Source organism: Herbaspirillum sp. Her3 (assembly GCF_057961275.1).
In genome coordinates this window covers 4,203,648-4,218,663 of sequence record NZ_CM176328.1, presented here as the reverse complement: position 1 = coordinate 4,218,663, position 15,016 = coordinate 4,203,648, and the positions used below count along the sequence as shown (strand labels likewise).

At 64.7% G+C, this 15,016-nt stretch carries 16 protein-coding genes; 13 read left to right on the top strand and 3 right to left on the bottom strand.

The window, feature by feature from the left end; all coding sequences use genetic code 11:
* The first annotated feature begins 34 nt into the window (after positions 1–34).
* The 6 genes from ACVC5H_RS19300 to ACVC5H_RS19275 are packed head-to-tail and all read left to right on the top strand — an operon-like array spanning position 35 to position 6,149.
* Positions 35–898 (top strand): STAS domain-containing protein, encoded by an 864-nt coding sequence (locus tag ACVC5H_RS19300; protein ID WP_489619375.1) that lies wholly within the window; start codon positions 35–37, stop codon positions 896–898.
* Between the two features lie 3 nt (positions 899–901).
* A complete protein-coding gene (locus tag ACVC5H_RS19295) occupies positions 902–1,258 on the top strand; it encodes an STAS domain-containing protein (protein WP_489619374.1) in 357 nt (118 codons plus the stop codon).
* 33 nt (positions 1,259–1,291) lie between these two features.
* Positions 1,292–1,702, top strand: coding sequence for an ATP-binding protein (locus ACVC5H_RS19290; protein ID WP_489619373.1), 411 nt, complete (start codon positions 1,292–1,294; stop codon positions 1,700–1,702).
* Positions 1,687–2,736, top strand: a complete 1,050-nt coding sequence (locus tag ACVC5H_RS19285) for a SpoIIE family protein phosphatase (RefSeq protein ID WP_489619372.1) — start codon at positions 1,687–1,689, stop codon at positions 2,734–2,736. The genes ACVC5H_RS19290 and ACVC5H_RS19285 overlap by 16 nt, the downstream gene beginning before the upstream one ends.
* Complete coding sequence (locus ACVC5H_RS19280; protein ID WP_489619371.1) at positions 2,733–4,538, top strand: ATP-binding protein; 1,806 nt, start codon at positions 2,733–2,735, stop codon at positions 4,536–4,538. Before ACVC5H_RS19285 ends, ACVC5H_RS19280 begins: the two co-directional genes overlap by 4 nt.
* A gap of 57 nt (positions 4,539–4,595) precedes the next feature.
* Positions 4,596–6,149, top strand: a complete 1,554-nt coding sequence (locus ACVC5H_RS19275) for a response regulator (RefSeq protein WP_489619370.1) — start codon at positions 4,596–4,598, stop codon at positions 6,147–6,149.
* Positions 6,150–6,153: 4 nt separating this feature from the next.
* On the opposite strand, the gene pcaD is transcribed toward ACVC5H_RS19275, so the two are convergent.
* The 3 genes from pcaD to ACVC5H_RS19260 all read right to left on the bottom strand — a co-directional run bounded on the left by pcaD (position 6,154) and on the right by ACVC5H_RS19260 (position 8,388).
* Positions 6,154–6,939: a 3-oxoadipate enol-lactonase gene (gene pcaD / locus ACVC5H_RS19270; protein ID WP_489619369.1), complete on the bottom strand. Its 786-nt coding sequence runs from the start codon at positions 6,937–6,939 to the stop codon at positions 6,154–6,156.
* A 77-nt stretch (positions 6,940–7,016) separates the two neighbouring features.
* Entirely contained in the window at positions 7,017–7,304 is a 288-nt protein-coding gene (catC, locus tag ACVC5H_RS19265; protein WP_489619368.1) for a muconolactone Delta-isomerase, read from the bottom strand.
* A 130-nt stretch (positions 7,305–7,434) separates the two neighbouring features.
* Entirely contained in the window at positions 7,435–8,388 is a 954-nt protein-coding gene (locus ACVC5H_RS19260) for a LysR family transcriptional regulator (RefSeq protein WP_489619367.1), read from the bottom strand.
* Positions 8,389–8,532: 144 nt separating this feature from the next.
* Between ACVC5H_RS19260 and ACVC5H_RS19255 the strand changes: the two genes are divergently transcribed.
* From ACVC5H_RS19255 to ACVC5H_RS19225, 7 genes are all read left to right on the top strand, one after another.
* Positions 8,533–9,726, top strand: a complete 1,194-nt coding sequence (locus ACVC5H_RS19255; protein WP_489619366.1) for a muconate/chloromuconate family cycloisomerase — start codon at positions 8,533–8,535, stop codon at positions 9,724–9,726.
* A 48-nt stretch (positions 9,727–9,774) separates the two neighbouring features.
* The gene (gene catA, locus ACVC5H_RS19250; RefSeq protein WP_489619365.1) at positions 9,775–10,710 is read left to right on the top strand and encodes a catechol 1,2-dioxygenase; all 936 of its coding nucleotides are present in this window, start codon (positions 9,775–9,777) and stop codon (positions 10,708–10,710) included.
* 117 nt (positions 10,711–10,827) lie between these two features.
* Positions 10,828–12,201, top strand: coding sequence for a Rieske 2Fe-2S domain-containing protein (locus tag ACVC5H_RS19245; protein ID WP_489619364.1), 1,374 nt, complete (start codon positions 10,828–10,830; stop codon positions 12,199–12,201).
* The gene (gene benB / locus ACVC5H_RS19240; protein ID WP_489619363.1) at positions 12,198–12,692 is read left to right on the top strand and encodes a benzoate 1,2-dioxygenase small subunit; all 495 of its coding nucleotides are present in this window, start codon (positions 12,198–12,200) and stop codon (positions 12,690–12,692) included. The genes ACVC5H_RS19245 and benB overlap by 4 nt, the downstream gene beginning before the upstream one ends.
* A 21-nt stretch (positions 12,693–12,713) precedes the next feature.
* Positions 12,714–13,739: a benzoate 1,2-dioxygenase electron transfer component BenC gene (benC, locus tag ACVC5H_RS19235; RefSeq protein WP_489619362.1), complete on the top strand. Its 1,026-nt coding sequence runs from the start codon at positions 12,714–12,716 to the stop codon at positions 13,737–13,739.
* Positions 13,736–14,509 (top strand): benzoate diol dehydrogenase BenD, encoded by a 774-nt coding sequence (gene benD / locus ACVC5H_RS19230; protein WP_489619361.1) that lies wholly within the window; start codon positions 13,736–13,738, stop codon positions 14,507–14,509. The genes benC and benD overlap by 4 nt, the downstream gene beginning before the upstream one ends.
* 27 nt (positions 14,510–14,536) lie before the next feature.
* Complete coding sequence (locus tag ACVC5H_RS19225; protein WP_489619360.1) at positions 14,537–14,953, top strand: RidA family protein; 417 nt, start codon at positions 14,537–14,539, stop codon at positions 14,951–14,953.
* The last annotated feature ends 63 nt before the right edge of the window (positions 14,954–15,016 follow it).

The window sequence follows — 15,016 nt, the reverse complement described above, 5'->3', positions numbered from 1 at the left end:
GCCACGGCAGGCCCATCAAGGACAGAACAAGAACATGACTTCCGCCCGCACCGAACAACTTGGCCACATCCTCCAACAGCATCACCAGAGCCTGCTCGACGACTGGCTGCGCACCCTGACCTCCAAGCTCGGCCGCAAGGAAAAGAGCGGTGAATTCGAGATCCGCCGCCAGGCCGAGCAATTCCTGAACCTGCTTGGCCGTACCGTGGACGGCGGTGCCAGCGGCGACACCGATGGCAGCGACTGGGCCGATGTGCGCCATCTGCTGGGCGAAGTGTCGCGCACGCGCGCCCTGCAGGGCTTCTCCTCCCTGGACACGGCCAGCTTCGTGTTCGCCCTGAAGGAACCGCTGTTCGACCACCTGCGCAGTGCCCTGGGCGAGCAGCCGCTGCTGCTGGCCCAGGAGATCGCCGTCACCAGTGCGCTCTTTGACAAGCTCGGCCTGTACACCATCGAAGTCCACCAGAAGGCGCGCGAACAGGTCATCCTGCGCCAGCAACAGGAACTACTGGAACTGTCCACCCCGGTGGTGCAGCTGTGGCAGAACGTGCTGGCGCTGCCGCTGATCGGCACCCTCGACAGCGCGCGCACCCAGGTGGTGATGGAAAGCCTGTTGCAAAAGATCGTCGAGACCGGCGCCATGATCGCCATCATCGACATCACCGGCGTGCCCACCGTGGATACGCTGGTGGCCCAGCACCTGCTCAAGACCATCGCCGCCGCGCGCCTGATGGGCGCCGATTGCATCATCAGCGGCATCCGTCCGCAGATTGCCCAGACCATCGTGCACCTGGGCGTGAACCTGGAAGATGTGACCACCAAGGCCACGCTGGCCGATGCCTTCATGGTCGCGCTCAGGAAGACCGGCTCGCGCGTTACCCTGCAGCACGCGGAGTAGGGCATGGAACGCATCCCTATCCTGCGCATGGGGCGCCTGCTGCTGGTGACCATCCAGGTCGACATGCACGACCGCCTGGCCATGGCGTTGCAGGATGACCTCACCGAACGCATCGTGCGCGACCGTGCGCGCGGCGTACTGATCGACATCTCCGCGCTGGACGTGGTGGATTCCTTCATCGGCCGCATGATCAGCAACACCGCCTCCATGGCCCGCGTGCTCGATGCCGCTACCGTGGTGGTGGGCATGCAGCCGGCCGTGGCCATCACCCTGGTCGAGCTCGGACTGACACTGGAAGGCGTGCGGACCGCGCTCAATGTGGAGCGCGGCGTCAGGCTGCTTGAGTCGGAGATCGACTGATGGCTTCGCGCTCCCTGTCGTGCGAGGTACACGGTGGATGAACATCCCCTCCTGACCCAGCCCCTGCAGACCGATGAAGACGTGGTGCGCCTGCGCAAGCTGGTGCGTGACCACCTGGTGCGGCTGGGCTTTTCGCTGGTCGAGCAGACCAAGATGGTGACGGCCGCCAGCGAACTGGCGCGCAATACCCTGCGCTACGGCGGTGGCGGCGAAGCCCTGGTGGATGAACTCCAGGACGGCAGCAAGCGTGGCTTGCGGCTGGTCTTTGCCGACCAGGGGCCGGGTATCGCCGATGTCACGCTGGCCCTCACCGATGGCTATACCACGGGCGGCGGACTGGGGCTGGGCTTGTCCGGCGCCAAACGTCTGGCCGACGAATTCGATATCGAGACTGCACCGCAGGCGGGCACCCGCGTGCGCATCATCAAATGGAAACTGTTCTGACGGCCCCGCGCACCGAGGCCTGCGTGGCCGTCGGTGAAACCGTCGACGTCGCAGCGGCACGCCGCGCTGCGGCCGACCTGTCGCACCGGCTGGGCTTCGCGCAAGCGCCAGCGGCCCGGCTGGCGCTGGTGGTGACCGAAGCGGCCACCAATATCCTCAAGCATGCCGGGCATGGTGAAATCCTGCTGCGCATCGTCATGGGCCGCCAGGCCGACGGGGCAGCGGCGCGTGGCATCGAGATGCTGGCCATCGACAGCGGGGCAGGCATGCAGGATACCGCCGAGGCGATGGCCGATGGCAATTCCACGGCAGGCAGCTACGGGGTGGGGCTGGGAGCGATCCGGCGCCAGTCCGACTGCTTCGATTTCTATACCTGGCCCGGGCACGGCACGGTCCTGCGTGCCGTGCTGTGGGAGAGCGCTGGGGCTGGCGAGCCCTGGCAATGCGGGCTGGTCTGCCTGCCGCTGGCGGGCGAACAGGCCTGCGGCGACGCCGGCTGGGCAGCGGTCATCGATGACGGCGTGCTGCTGATGCTGGCCGATGGGCTGGGCCACGGCGAGGCCGCTGCCGAAGCCGCCGATGCAGCGGTCGAGGTCATGGCCGCGCTGGCGGCCAGCAGTCCCGGCTTGCCGCCTCCGGTGCTGGCCATGCACCTGCATGCCGCCTTGCAGAAGACGCGCGGCGCCGCCGTGGCCATTGCCCATATCGATGCGCACGCCGGCCAGGTGCAGTTTGCCGGGGTTGGCAATATCGCTGGCTGTACCAGCCTGGCAGGACAGGCGCGGCATCTGGTCTCCACCAACGGCATCGTCGGCCATAACCTGCGCAAGGTGCAGGCCTTCGAGACTGCCTGGCAGGAGGGGATGCTGCTCATCCTCCATTCGGACGGACTGACCAGCCGCTGGTCGCTGGACGCCTATCCCGGCCTGGAGCAAGCCCATCCGGCATTGATTGCCGCCGTACTCTATCGTGATTGCTATCGCGGCCGTGATGATGTCAGCGTCATGGTCCTGCGCCGGGGAGAGGTGCCATGACGCAGCGCCTGCTCATCGTCTCCATCAGCAGCGAGATCGACGTGGTGGGTGCCCGCCAGCGTGCGCGCCAGATCGCCGACCTGTGCGGTTTCGCCCAGCAGGATCAGGTGCGCATCGCCACCAGCATTTCGGAGCTGGTGCGCAATGCCTTCCGCTATGCCGGACGCGGCCAGGTCGAGTTCGCCATCGAGGGCAGTACCGCGCCGCAGACCTTGCTGATGACGGTACGCGACCAGGGGCCGGGCATCGATGACCTGCACCTCGTGCTGTCGGGCCAGTACCGCTCCAGCACCGGCATGGGCCTGGGTTTGCTGGGCGCGCGCAAGCTCATGGATGCGTTCGACGTGCAGACCGGCAAAGGGCAGGGCACCGTCGTGACCGTGCGCAAGCTGCTGCCACCGGCTGCACGCCTGATCACCCCGCATGCGGCCGCCGAGATCGGCGCCGCGCTGGCGGCCGTCGCCGCGCCGGCCGGGGTGGCGCTGTTCGAGACCCAGCAGCAGAACCAGGAATTGCTGACCACGCTGGCCGAGCTCAAAGGCCGCCAGGAAGAATTGCTGCAACTGACGCGCGAGCTGGAAGACACCAATCGCGGCGTGGTCGCCCTCTATGCGGAACTGGATGAAAAGGCCGATCACCTGCGCCGTGCCGACGAGGCCAAGTCGCGCTTCCTCTCCAACATGAGCCATGAATTCCGCACGCCGCTGTCGTCCATCCGGGCGCTGGCCAAGCTCTTGCTGGATCGCGTCGATGGCGAGCTCTCCACCGAGCAGGAGCGCCAGGTGCGCTACATCCTCGACAGTGCCCAGTCCTTGTCCGAACTGGTCAATGACTTGCTTGACCTGGCCAAGATCGAGGCCGGCAAGGTCGAACTCCAGCCCGGCCGCTTCCAGGTGAGCGAGCTCTTCAGCGCCTTGCGCGGCATGCTGCGTCCGCTGCTGGTATCGGACAGGCTGCGCCTGAATTTCGTCGCGCCACGGGACTGCGAGATGGTGACCGATGAGGGCAAGCTTTCGCAAATCCTGCGCAACTTCATTTCCAATGCCATCAAGTTCACCGAGCAGGGCAGTATCACGGTCTCCGCCGAGCCGCTGCCAGAGCGGCGCGCGGTGCGTTTTTCGGTCAGCGATACGGGCATTGGCATTGCGCCCGAGCACATCGGCATCATCTTCGAAGAATTCGCCCAGGTGGAAAACCACCTCCAAGGCCAGGTCAAGGGCACCGGCCTGGGCCTGCCGCTGTGCCGCCAGCTCGCTACCCTGCTGGGCGGGACGGTGGCAGTCAGCAGCACGCCGGGGCAGGGCGCCACCTTCAGTGCGGTGATTCCGGCCGAGTGCCCTGCGCTTGCCGCGCCGCGCCAGCCGGAACGGCCGCCGCGTGCGGAGCCCGCCGCGGCTACCGCCATCCTGCCCGTGCTGGTGGTGGAAGACCGGCCCGAACAGCAGTTGCTGTACCAGCGCTACCTGCAGCAGTCCGAGTTCCGCATGGTGCCCGCAGCCTCGGTGGTGGAGGCCGAAGCCCTGTGGCGCAATGGCGAGCCCTGCGCCGTGGTGCTCGATATCCTGCTCGGCGGCAAGGATGCCTGGCACTGGCTGGTGCAGCTCAAGAATGACCCGGCGCGCTGTGACGTGCCTGTCCTCATCGTCTCCGAGGTGGATGACAAGGGCAAGGCCATGGGGCTGGGCGCGAACGCGTATTTCAGGAAGCCCATGGGACGCGACGAGCTGCTGGCGGCGCTGCGCTCGCTGGTCGATTTGCCGGGGCCACGAAACGAAATGACCGCCCCTGCAGTCCATGATTGAACAGGCCCTTCTTTTTCATCGCGGCGTTTTCTGCCACCAACGCAATCCAGGCATGCCATGAGTCATCCGGACCAACTGATTCTCAACGTCGACGATACCGATGCGGCCCGCTATGCGCGTACCCGCATCCTCACCAAGGCCGGGCTGCGGGTGGTGGAGGCGGCCAGCGGCAGCGAGGCGCTGGCGCTGGCGCGCGAGCTCAAGCCGGCCCTGATCCTGCTGGACGTGAAACTGCCCGACATCCACGGCATGGAAGTCTGCGCACGGCTCAAGTCCGATCCGGTCACGTCATTCATCCTGGTATTGCAGACCTCGGCCTCCTACATCGGCGTAGCCGACAAGATCCGCGCGCTCGAAGGCGGTGCCGACAACTACCTGTTCGAACCGATCGAACCGGCCGAGCTGGTGGCCAACGTGCACGCGCTGTTGCGGCTGGCCAAGGTAGAGCAGGAGCTGCGCGAGACCGACCGCCGCAAGGACGAGTTCCTGGCCATCCTGGCGCACGAGTTGCGCAATCCGCTGGTGCCGATGCGCAATGCCATCGGCATCCTCAACACGCGCGCACCGCAGGCGCCGGACTGGGAGCTGCGCGCGCGCAATACCATTTCCCATCACCTCGACCACATGGTGCGGCTGGTCGATGACCTGCTGGACGTGTCGCGCCTGTCGCACAACAAGCTGGCCCTGCAGTTGCGGCCTACGCGTATCGCCGAGGTAGTACATCACGCGGTTGAATCGACCCAGCTGATGATGGAGCGCAAGCACCAGCAACTGCTGCTGGATCAGGCCGATCCGCTGCTGGCGGTGCAGGGCGATCCCGTGCGGCTGGCCCAGGTGCTCATCAACCTGTTGCACAACGCCGCCAAGTTCAGCCCCGAGGGCGCGCGCATCTTCGTGGCGGCGCGTGCCGAGGCCGATCAGGTGTTGCTGACGGTGAGGGATGAGGGCATCGGCATTGCAGTCGAGCGCCTGGGCGACATCTTCGGCATGTTTGCGCAAGCCAATGCGCTCGGCCATGACCGCCAGGATGGCCTGGGCATCGGCCTGTCGCTGGCGCGCAGCCTGGTGGAACTGCACGGTGGCAGCCTCAGGGCGCATAGCGCCGGCATCGGCCATGGCAGCCTGTTTACCATCGTCTTGCCACGGATCGCCCCCGACCGCACGGACCAGCCCGGGACGGCCGCGTCATCGCTGGCGCAGTTGGCGCCGCAGGAGGGCAAGCGCGTGCTGGTGGTGGACGACAATGCGGACATCGCCGACACCATGAAAGAACTCATGGAATTGCTCGGCCACGAAGTCGAGGTGGCCTACAGCGGCACCCGTGCCATCGCGCGGGCGCAGGAATGGATTCCGGATGCCGTGCTGCTGGACATCGGCCTGAAAGACATGACCGGCCACGATCTCATCCGCGCACTGCGCGCCGCCCCGGCCACGCGCGAGATCTACCTGCTGGCCTGCTCGGGATTCAGCAGCGAGGAAGACAAGCGCGCTGCCTTCGATGCCGGTGTCGATGACTACCTGGTCAAGCCGGTCGACGTCGACACCCTGGCGCGGCTGGAACTGCGCCGTACCCCGTCGCCCACGCCCTCGGCCAGCGTCGCTACCGGCTGAACCCTCAGGGTTGCCCCGTCAGGAACTGCACCACCGCCTGCGTAAAGGCGCGCGGCTGCTGCTGGCTGGAGATGTGGGCCGCATCGAATTCCACATACAGCGCACCGGGAATGGTGGCGCGCATGAACTGCGCATCGCCCGGTGGTGTCGGAATGTCGCCGCTGCCGGCAATGATCAGCGTAGGCGCGCGGATGCCGGCAATGGCCTCGCGCAGATCATTGTCACGCACGGCGGCACAGGCGCCGGCATAGCCCTCCGCGGGCGTGGCCAGCAGCATGGCGGTCAGGTCCTGGACCTGCTGCGGATGCTGCTCTGCATACTCGGGCGTCAGCCAGCGCGAGACTACGGCGGCGGCAATGGCAGGGAGGCCATCACGCTGCACCGTCTCGATGCGGCTGTTCCAGGCCTCGGCCGTGCCGATCTTGGCACCGGTGTTGCAGAGGATGAGTTTGTTCACGCGCTCGGGGTGATGCACCGCCAGCCACATGAAGGTGCTGCCGCCCATGGAGAGACCGCAGAAGTGTGCTTGCGCAATCTCCAGCTGGTCGAGCAGGGCGATCACGTCGCTGCCCAGCTGGGCGATGGTGTAAGGGCCGGGCGTGACCTCGGACTGGCCGTGGCCGCGCGTGTCATAGCGGAGCACGCGGAAGTGCTTGCTCAGCTCTGGAATCTGCGGCTCCCACATCGCCAGCGAGGTGCCCAGCGAATTGGACAGGACCAGCACCGGCAAGGCTGCATCGCCGTCGAGCTGGTAATGCAATTTGATTCCGTTCAGTGTTGCAAATGGCATGGAGAAATCCTTGGCGCGCCCCACGCGACGGCGGGTGCGGGCATGTGTGAATCAAAAAGCTTCAGATGCGGCTGTCATCAGCCAATCTGGGCAATGGCCGAGGGATGCTGGGTCAGCGGAGTGACCGAAATGGTCATGAACGGGTAGAGCGGCAGTGCCGAGAGAATGTTGTGCAGCTCATCGTTGCCGGAGACGTTGAAGATGCTCACGTTGGCATACTGCCCGACCACGCGCCACAGATCGCGCCACTTGCCTTCGCGCTGCAGTTTCTGTGACATCTCCTTCTCATCCTTCTTCAACTGATCGGCCGCGGCCTTGTCGAGCGTGGCGGGAATGTTGACTTGCATTTGAACCATGAACAGCATGATGTGATCTCCGTTGTCGTTATGGGTGGGGCTTGCATTGTTCGATAAACGAACATAAATCCTTTATTCGCACAACCGAGTTTAGGCGTGTGCGCAACACACTGTCAACTTGGGCAGACGATCTGGCGCTTCAGTCACGCCGCTCAGGCATCGGGAAACCGGTCGCCGGGAAGGAACTGGTCTCGATGTCCAGCCAGGCCGGATGCTCGGCGTACATGTCGGCCACCAGTTGCTTGATGGCCGCGATGTACCAGGCATTGTCGTTGATGCGGTGGGTCAGGATGATGGGCGAGGTGGCCCGCGCATCGTCGATCAGGCGGTAGTGCAGGTCATTGCGCAGCCGCGCCGAGGCCGGGATCAGGCACAGCCCCGATTCGGCCGCCACCAGGCCTAGGGCGGTCTGGATCTCGCGCACCTCATGGACTTCGGCCGGCTGGATGTCCTGGTCGTTGAGCAGGCTCAGGATGTGGTCGGCAAAGCTGGGGCGCGGCTCCTTGGGATAGACGATCAGCTTCTGCCCATGCACTTCCTTCAGGCTCACGCGCTGCTGGCTGGCCGCCAGCGGGAAGGCCGGCGGGATCGCCAGCACCAGCCTTTCCTCGCGCAGCACGGTGCGCGCCACGGTGGCGTCATTGCTGCGGATGCGGCCGAAACCGATGTCGATGCGGCCCGATTTGAGCGCGGCAAACTGCTGCATCGAGGTCAGTTCCAGCAACTGGATATCCACCTCCGGATAATGCTGGCGCAGCTTGCGCACCAGCATCGGCAGGCCGCCGTAGAGCGTCGAGGCGACGAAGCCGATGGAGAGCGTCTGGCGCTGGTTCAGCCCGATCTGCTGGGTGGCGTTCTTGAGTTGCTCCAGGCGGTTGAGGATTTGCAGGGCCTGCTCGTAGAACACCCGGCCGGCCTCCGTCAGCCGTAGCGGGCGGCTGTTGCGCAGGATCAACTGCACGCCCAGTTCTTCTTCCAGCAACTGGATCTGGCGTGACAGCGGCGGTTGCGCAATGTGCAGTTGTTCGGACGCGCGTGTGAAGTTGCGCGTATTGGCCACGGCCACGAAGTATTTCAGTTGTCTGATGTCCATGGCCAAAAATCATATCCCACGGGGAATAAGGATGTCTAATGCTTTGATTTTTATGGTGTTGCACTGCAACTATATAAAAAAGGTATGAAACTAGACGTATTTGGTGTTGGCAATGGCAGGGCTTCCGGGTGTTCAATGCAGTCCATGGATACCCAAGCACACCTTCACACTGCGGCCCCGGCACTGATCGACCGGGTAGAGACCTTCCTGGTCGATCTGCCGACGATCCGGCCCCATCAGTTGTCCATGGCGACGATGAATGGGCAGACGCTGATGCTCGTGCGTCTGTACTGTTCGGACGGCACCGTCGGCGTGGGCGAGGGCACCACCATCGGTGGCCTGGCTTACGGCGCCGAGTCGCCCGAGGGCATGAAGCTGGCCATCGATACCTATTTCGCGCCGCTGCTGCTGGGCGCTGACGCCAGCCTGATCCCGGCCATCATGGCGCGCCTGAACAAGGCCATCCAGGATAACCGCTTCGCCAAGTGCGCCATCGAGACCGCGCTCTTCGATGCCCTGGGCCAGCGCACCGGCCTGCCGGTTTCGCAGCTGCTGGGCGGCCGCGCCCGCGAGAGCCTGCCGGTTGCCTGGACCCTGGCCTCGGGCGATACCGCCCGCGACATCGACGAAGCCGAGCGCATGCTGGCCGCGCGCCGCCACAAGATCTTCAAGCTCAAGATCGGCCGCCGCGAGGTCGAGGCCGACGTCGCCCACGTGGCCGCCATCAAGAAGGCGCTGGGCGACCGTGGTTCGGTGCGGGTGGACGTCAACATGGCCTGGAGCGAACTGGAAGCCCAGCGCGGCCTGGCCGGCCTGGTCGATGCCGGCTGCGAACTGGTGGAGCAGCCCGTGGCTTCGCCCCAGGCGCTGGCACGGCTCAAGGGCAGGCATCCCATTGCGGTCATGGCCGATGAATCCCTGACCGGTCCTGCCTCGGCCTTTGCGCTGGCGCGCATCGGTGGCGCTGACGTGTTCGCCATCAAGATCGAACAATCCGGCGGCCTGCGCGCGGCCCAGCAGGTGGCCGCCATCGGCGACGCGGCCGGCATCGAACTGTATGGCGGCACCATGCTGGAAGGCGCCATCGGTACCATTGCCTCGGCCCATGCCTTTGCCACTTTCCGTGAGCTGCAGTGGGGCACCGAACTGTTTGGCCCGCTGCTGCTGACCGAGGAAATCCTGGCCGAGCCCTTGCGCTACCAGGATTTCGAACTGGCCATTCCCAACCGCCCCGGCCTGGGCATCGTGCTGGATGAAGAGCGTGTGCAATACTTCCGGCGCGACCGCAAGCAAGGGGCGACAGTGACAGCAGCGAGGCCGGCCACCCTGGCCGGATAAAACAAGAAACGCAGTTCCCCAATCCATAAATCCAAAAGGAGACATCACATGGCAGCCAAGATTTTCAGCACCCCCGAAGTCCAAGATTTCCTGCGCCTGGCCAGTGGCATGGACACCGAAGGCGGTAGCGCGCGCACCAAGAAGATCGTGCATCGCATCCTCTCGGACCTGTTCAAGGCCATCGAAGACCTGGAGATCACCTCCGACGAATACTGGGCCGGCGTGGCTTACCTCAACCGCCTGGGCGCCGCCAGCGAAGCCGGTTTGCTCTCGCCGGGCCTGGGCCTGGACCGCTTCCTGGACATGCGCATGGATGCCGAAGATGCCGCCCTGGGCATTACCGGCGGCACCCCGCGCACCATCGAGGGTCCGCTGTACGTCGCCGGAGCACCGGTGGAGCAGGGCTTCGCGCGCCTGGATGACGGCAGCGAAAAGTCCGGCAAGACCATCATCATGCACGGCACCGTCTACGGCGCCGATGGCAAGCCCATGCCGGGCGCGCAGGTGGAAGTCTGGCACGCCAACACCAAGGGCTTCTATTCGCACTTCGATCCGACCGGCGAGCAAAAGCCCTTCAACATGCGCCGCACCATCATCACCGATGCCCAGGGCCGCTACAAATTCCGCAGCATCATGCCGGCCGCCTATGGCTGCCCGCCGGCCGGTCCTACCCAGGCACTGCTGAACCAACTGGGTCGCCACGGCAACCGTCCGGCCCACATCCACTTCTTCGTCACCGCCGACGGCCATCGCAAGCTGACCACCCAGATCAACATCGAGGGCGATCCGCTGATCTATGACGACTTCGCCTACGCCACCCGCGAAGGCCTGGTGCCGCCGCTGGTCGAACGCAGCGATGCGGCCAGCATCAAGGCCGAGGGCTTGGAGGGTCCGTTTGCCGAAATCGTCTTCGATATCACCCTGACCACGCTGGTCAATGGTGCCGACAACCAGGTGGTCGACCGCCCGCGCCTGGCCGCCTGATCCCCTGATGGTCCAGCGCCAGCGCTGCTGGCGCACTGGTCTGCCCGATCCCTGCCGCATGCACTGCCGCGATGGCCGCCATCGCGGCCGGTGGGCTGCACCCTGGAGAAAGCTCACATGAACACTCTCGCCGCCGACAAGTACGACGCGCTTGAACGCCTGCTCGATACGGCCCTGGAAGAGGATGCCACCAACGGTATCTTCCGCTGCCGCCGCGACATCTTCACCAACCCCGACCTGTTCGAGCTGGAGATGAAGCACCTGTTCGAATCGAACTGGGTCTACCTGGCCCATGAAAGCCAGGTCCCCGAGATCAACGATTACTACAGCACCTGGATCGGCCGCCAGCCGGTCGTGGTCACCCGCGACAAGAACGGTGAGCTGCACGCGGTCATCAATGCCTGCGCCCACAAGGGGGCCATGCTGTGTCGTCGCAAGCATGGCAACAAGAGCAGCTTCACCTGTCCCTTCCATGGCTGGACCTTTTCCAACACTGGCAAACTGTTGAAGGTCAAGGACGAGAAGACCACCGAGTATCCGGTCTCCTTCAACAAGAATGGCTCGCACGACCTGACCCGGGTGGCGCGCTTCCAGAGCTATCGCGGCTTCCTCTTCGGCAGCCTCTCGGAAGACGTGTTGCCGCTGGAAGAGTACCTGGGCGAGACCCGCGTCATCATCGACCAGATCGTCGACCAGGCCCCCAATGGCCTGGAGGTCCTGCGCGGCAATTCCAGCTACCTCTATGACGGCAACTGGAAGATGCAGATGGAAAATGGTTGCGATGGTTACCATGTCAGTTCCGTACACTGGAACTACGCGGCCACCATGAGCCGCCGCAAGGAAGGCGGCACCAAGGCCACCGATGCCAACAACTGGAGCAAGGCCGTGGCCGGCGTCTACGGTTTCGAGAATGGCCACATCCTGTTGTGGACCAATACCCTGAACCCCGAAGTACGCCCGATCTGGAACCAGCGCGAAGAACTGGCCGCCCGCGTCGGCCAGGCGCGTGCCGATACCATCGTGGCGCAGACGCGCAACCTGTGCCTGTATCCCAACGTGTTCCTGATGGACCAGTTCGGCACGCAGATCCGCGTGGCCCGTCCCGTCAGCGTGGACCAGACCGAGATCAGCATCTTCTGCTTCGGCCCCAAGGGCGAGAGCGATGAAGACCGCCGCGTGCGCATCCGCCAGTACGAGGATTTCTTCAACGTCTCCGGCATGGGTACCGCCGACGACCTGGAAGAGTTCCGCGCCTGCCAGGTCGGCTATGCCGGTTCGACGGTGCGCTACAACGACATGAGCCGCGGCGCCCCGCTGTGGAAGCAGGGCCCCGACGAGAATGCGAAGAAGATGGGCATGAACCCCAAGCTGAGCGGTGAACGCAGCGAAGACGAAGGCCTCTTCGTCTGCCAGCACCATTACTGGACCGAGCAGATGCGCCATGCCGTCCACAAGGAGCGCGCCGCCGTGCAGGAAGGAGCCGCAGCATGAGCCAGCCCATTGCACCCGATGCCGTCTGCGCCTTCCTCTACCGCGAGGCGCGCTACCTCGATGAACGCCAGTGGGAATCCTGGCTGGAACTGTACGCCCCCGACGTCGAATACTGGATGCCGGCCTGGGACGACGATGACCAGCTCACCGAAGACCCGCAGCGCGAGATTTCGCTGATGTATTACGCCAATCGCGATGGATTGGAAGACCGCGTATTTCGCATCAAGACCGAACGCTCCAGCGCCTCCATGCCGGAGCCGCGCACCAGCCACATGATCTCCAACGTGGAAATCCTGGAGCAGCGCGACGATGCGGTGGAGGTGCGCTACAACTTCCACACCCTGTCGCACCGCTACAAGATCACCGACCAGTTCTTCGGCACCGCGCTGGTGAGCTTGCGCAAGGTAGAGGGCGGCTTCCAGATCGCCCGCAAGAAGATCGTGCTGAAGAACGACTACATCCGCCAGGTCATCGACGTCTATCACGTCTGACCGGCCCGCAGGAGACATGACATGAGCAGCTATCGCATCGCCCTCAATTTTGAAGACGGGGTGACCCGCATCATCGAGTGCGGCGCCACGGAAAAAGTCCTGGACGCCGCGTTCCGCCAGCGCATCAACCTGCCCATGGATTGTTCCGATGGCGTGTGCGGCACCTGCAAGTGCCGCGCCGAGAGCGGGCAATACGAGCTGGGCGACGACTACATCGAAGAAGCCCTCAACGTCGATGAAGCCGCCGAAGGCATGGTGCTGACCTGTCAGATGGTGCCGCAGTCCGATTGCGTGATTGCCGTGCCCGTGCGCTCCACGGCCTGCAAGACCGGTACTGCGAAGTTCGGCGGCAAGGTGGCCGAGGTGACCGCTTTCGGCGGAGCCGCCTTTGAACTGGTGCTGGAGGTGGGTGCGGATGCACCGGCCTTCCTGCCGGGGCAATACGTCAACATCGTTGTACCCGGCAGCGGCCAGCATCGCGCCTATTCCTTCAGCTCGCCCTCGGGCGCGGCGCGCATGAGCTTCTTCATCAAGAACGTGCCGGGCGGGCTCATGAGTGGCTGGCTGGCCAACGCCGCTGCGGGTGATGCGCTGGAACTGACCGGCCCGCTGGGCAGCTTCTACCTGCGTCCGGTGAACAAGCCGGTGTTGATGCTGGCCGGTGGCACCGGTTTGGCGCCTTTCCTGTCGATGCTGGAAGAGATGGTGCGGCAGGGCGTGCAGCAGCCGGTACACCTGATCTATGGCGTCACCCGTGACCAGGATCTGGTGCTGGTGGAGCGGCTGGAAGAGCTGCAGCAACGCCTGCCGGGCTTGACCTTCTCCACCTGCGTGGCCGACCCGGCCACTGCCCATCCGCGCCAGGGCTACGTGACCCAGCACATGCCGGCCGAGGTCCTGCATGATGGCCAGGTCGATGTTTATCTGTGCGGTCCGCCGCCGATGGTGGAGGCGGTACAGCAGCACTTCCAGGCACAGGGCATCGTCCCGGCCAGCTTCCATTACGAGAAGTTCGTCACCAGCCAGCCGGTGGCGGTGGCAGCATGAGCACTCGCTTCACCGGCAAGGTCGCCGTGGTCACCGGCGCGGCCCAGGGCATCCTGCGCGGCGTGGCGATGGGCATTGCGCAAGAAGGCGGGCAGGTGCTGCTGGTGGATCGCGCCGAGTTCATCCATGAGGTGGCGATGGAGGCCGCTCAAGGGCGTGGCACAGGTTTCATCGCTGATCTCGAAACCTATGCCGGAGCGCAAGCTGCGATGGCACGGGCGATCCAGTTGCATGGCCGCATCGACCTGCTGGTCAATGGCGTGGGCGGCGCCATCCGCATGCGCCCCTTTGCCCAATACGAGGCCGCGCAGATCGATGCCGAGATCCGCCGCTCGCTCATGCCCACGCTCTACGGTTGTCATGCAGTGCTGCCGCACATGCTGCAGCAGGGCCGGGGCACCATCGTCAACGTCTCTTCCAATGCCACGCGCGGCATTCGCCGCGTGCCGTACTCGGCGGCCAAGGGCGGGGTCAATGCCCTGACCACCGCACTGGCGATGGAATACGGCGAAGAGGGCATCCGCGTGGTGGCCACCGCGCCCGGTGGCACCCAGGCACCACCGCGCCGTGTGCCGCGCAATGCCGAGGGCGACAGTGCGCAGGAGCAGGCATGGATGCAGGAGGCCGTGCAACAGGTCACCGGGTCCAACTTCTTCAAACGCTACGGCACGCTGGAAGAGCAGATCGCACCGATTCTCTTTCTTGCCTCCGATGACGCCAGCTACATCACCGGCGCCGTGTTGCCGGTGGCGGGTGGCGACAACGGTTGAAACCCCTTTCCATCGAACGGAGACACCATGTCTGAACGCCAGGCCATCATCCCCAAGGGAATGGAAGAGGTCTACGAAAAAATCGGCTATGCCCCCGGTGTGCTGGTGGGCGATGTGCTGTATGTGTCCGGCCAGATCGGGCGCGGTCCCGACATGCAACTGGTGGAGCCGCGCGAAGCCCAGATCGTGCAAGCCTTCGAGAACCTCAAGCACGTGCTGGAGACGGCGGGCGGCACGCTGGACGATATCGTCGATCTGTCCACCTTCCACACCGACATGCGCGACCTGCCGCTGTTCATCAAGGTGCGCCAACGCTATCTGACCAGCTACCCGTTGCCGGCCTGGACCGCTACCGGCGCCCACATGCTCGGCGGCGGACCTGGTTACATCATCGAAATCAAGGCGGTGGCGCATCTGCGCAAGAAGGGAACGACACCGGCCTGAAACGCAAGCAACAACACTGATCCGTCCGCGCAAACAGCAAGCAGACCATAACAGCGCAGCCCA

Coding starts and splice junctions, on each gene's coding strand:
- ACVC5H_RS19300 (WP_489619375.1), top strand. CDS start 35: ATGACTTCCGCCCGCACCGAACAACTTGGCCACATCCTCCAACAGCAT.
- catC (WP_489619368.1), bottom strand. CDS start 7,304: ATGCTGTTCATGGTTCAAATGCAAGTCAACATTCCCGCCACGCTCGAC.
- ACVC5H_RS19260 (WP_489619367.1), bottom strand. CDS start 8,388: ATGGACATCAGACAACTGAAATACTTCGTGGCCGTGGCCAATACGCGC.
- ACVC5H_RS19280 (WP_489619371.1), top strand. CDS start 2,733: ATGACGCAGCGCCTGCTCATCGTCTCCATCAGCAGCGAGATCGACGTG.
- ACVC5H_RS19275 (WP_489619370.1), top strand. CDS start 4,596: ATGAGTCATCCGGACCAACTGATTCTCAACGTCGACGATACCGATGCG.
- ACVC5H_RS19245 (WP_489619364.1), top strand. CDS start 10,828: ATGAACACTCTCGCCGCCGACAAGTACGACGCGCTTGAACGCCTGCTC.
- catA (WP_489619365.1), top strand. CDS start 9,775: ATGGCAGCCAAGATTTTCAGCACCCCCGAAGTCCAAGATTTCCTGCGC.
- pcaD (WP_489619369.1), bottom strand. CDS start 6,939: ATGCCATTTGCAACACTGAACGGAATCAAATTGCATTACCAGCTCGAC.
- benB (WP_489619363.1), top strand. CDS start 12,198: ATGAGCCAGCCCATTGCACCCGATGCCGTCTGCGCCTTCCTCTACCGC.
- benD (WP_489619361.1), top strand. CDS start 13,736: ATGAGCACTCGCTTCACCGGCAAGGTCGCCGTGGTCACCGGCGCGGCC.
- ACVC5H_RS19285 (WP_489619372.1), top strand. CDS start 1,687: ATGGAAACTGTTCTGACGGCCCCGCGCACCGAGGCCTGCGTGGCCGTC.
- ACVC5H_RS19295 (WP_489619374.1), top strand. CDS start 902: ATGGAACGCATCCCTATCCTGCGCATGGGGCGCCTGCTGCTGGTGACC.
- ACVC5H_RS19225 (WP_489619360.1), top strand. CDS start 14,537: ATGTCTGAACGCCAGGCCATCATCCCCAAGGGAATGGAAGAGGTCTAC.
- ACVC5H_RS19255 (WP_489619366.1), top strand. CDS start 8,533: ATGGATACCCAAGCACACCTTCACACTGCGGCCCCGGCACTGATCGAC.
- benC (WP_489619362.1), top strand. CDS start 12,714: ATGAGCAGCTATCGCATCGCCCTCAATTTTGAAGACGGGGTGACCCGC.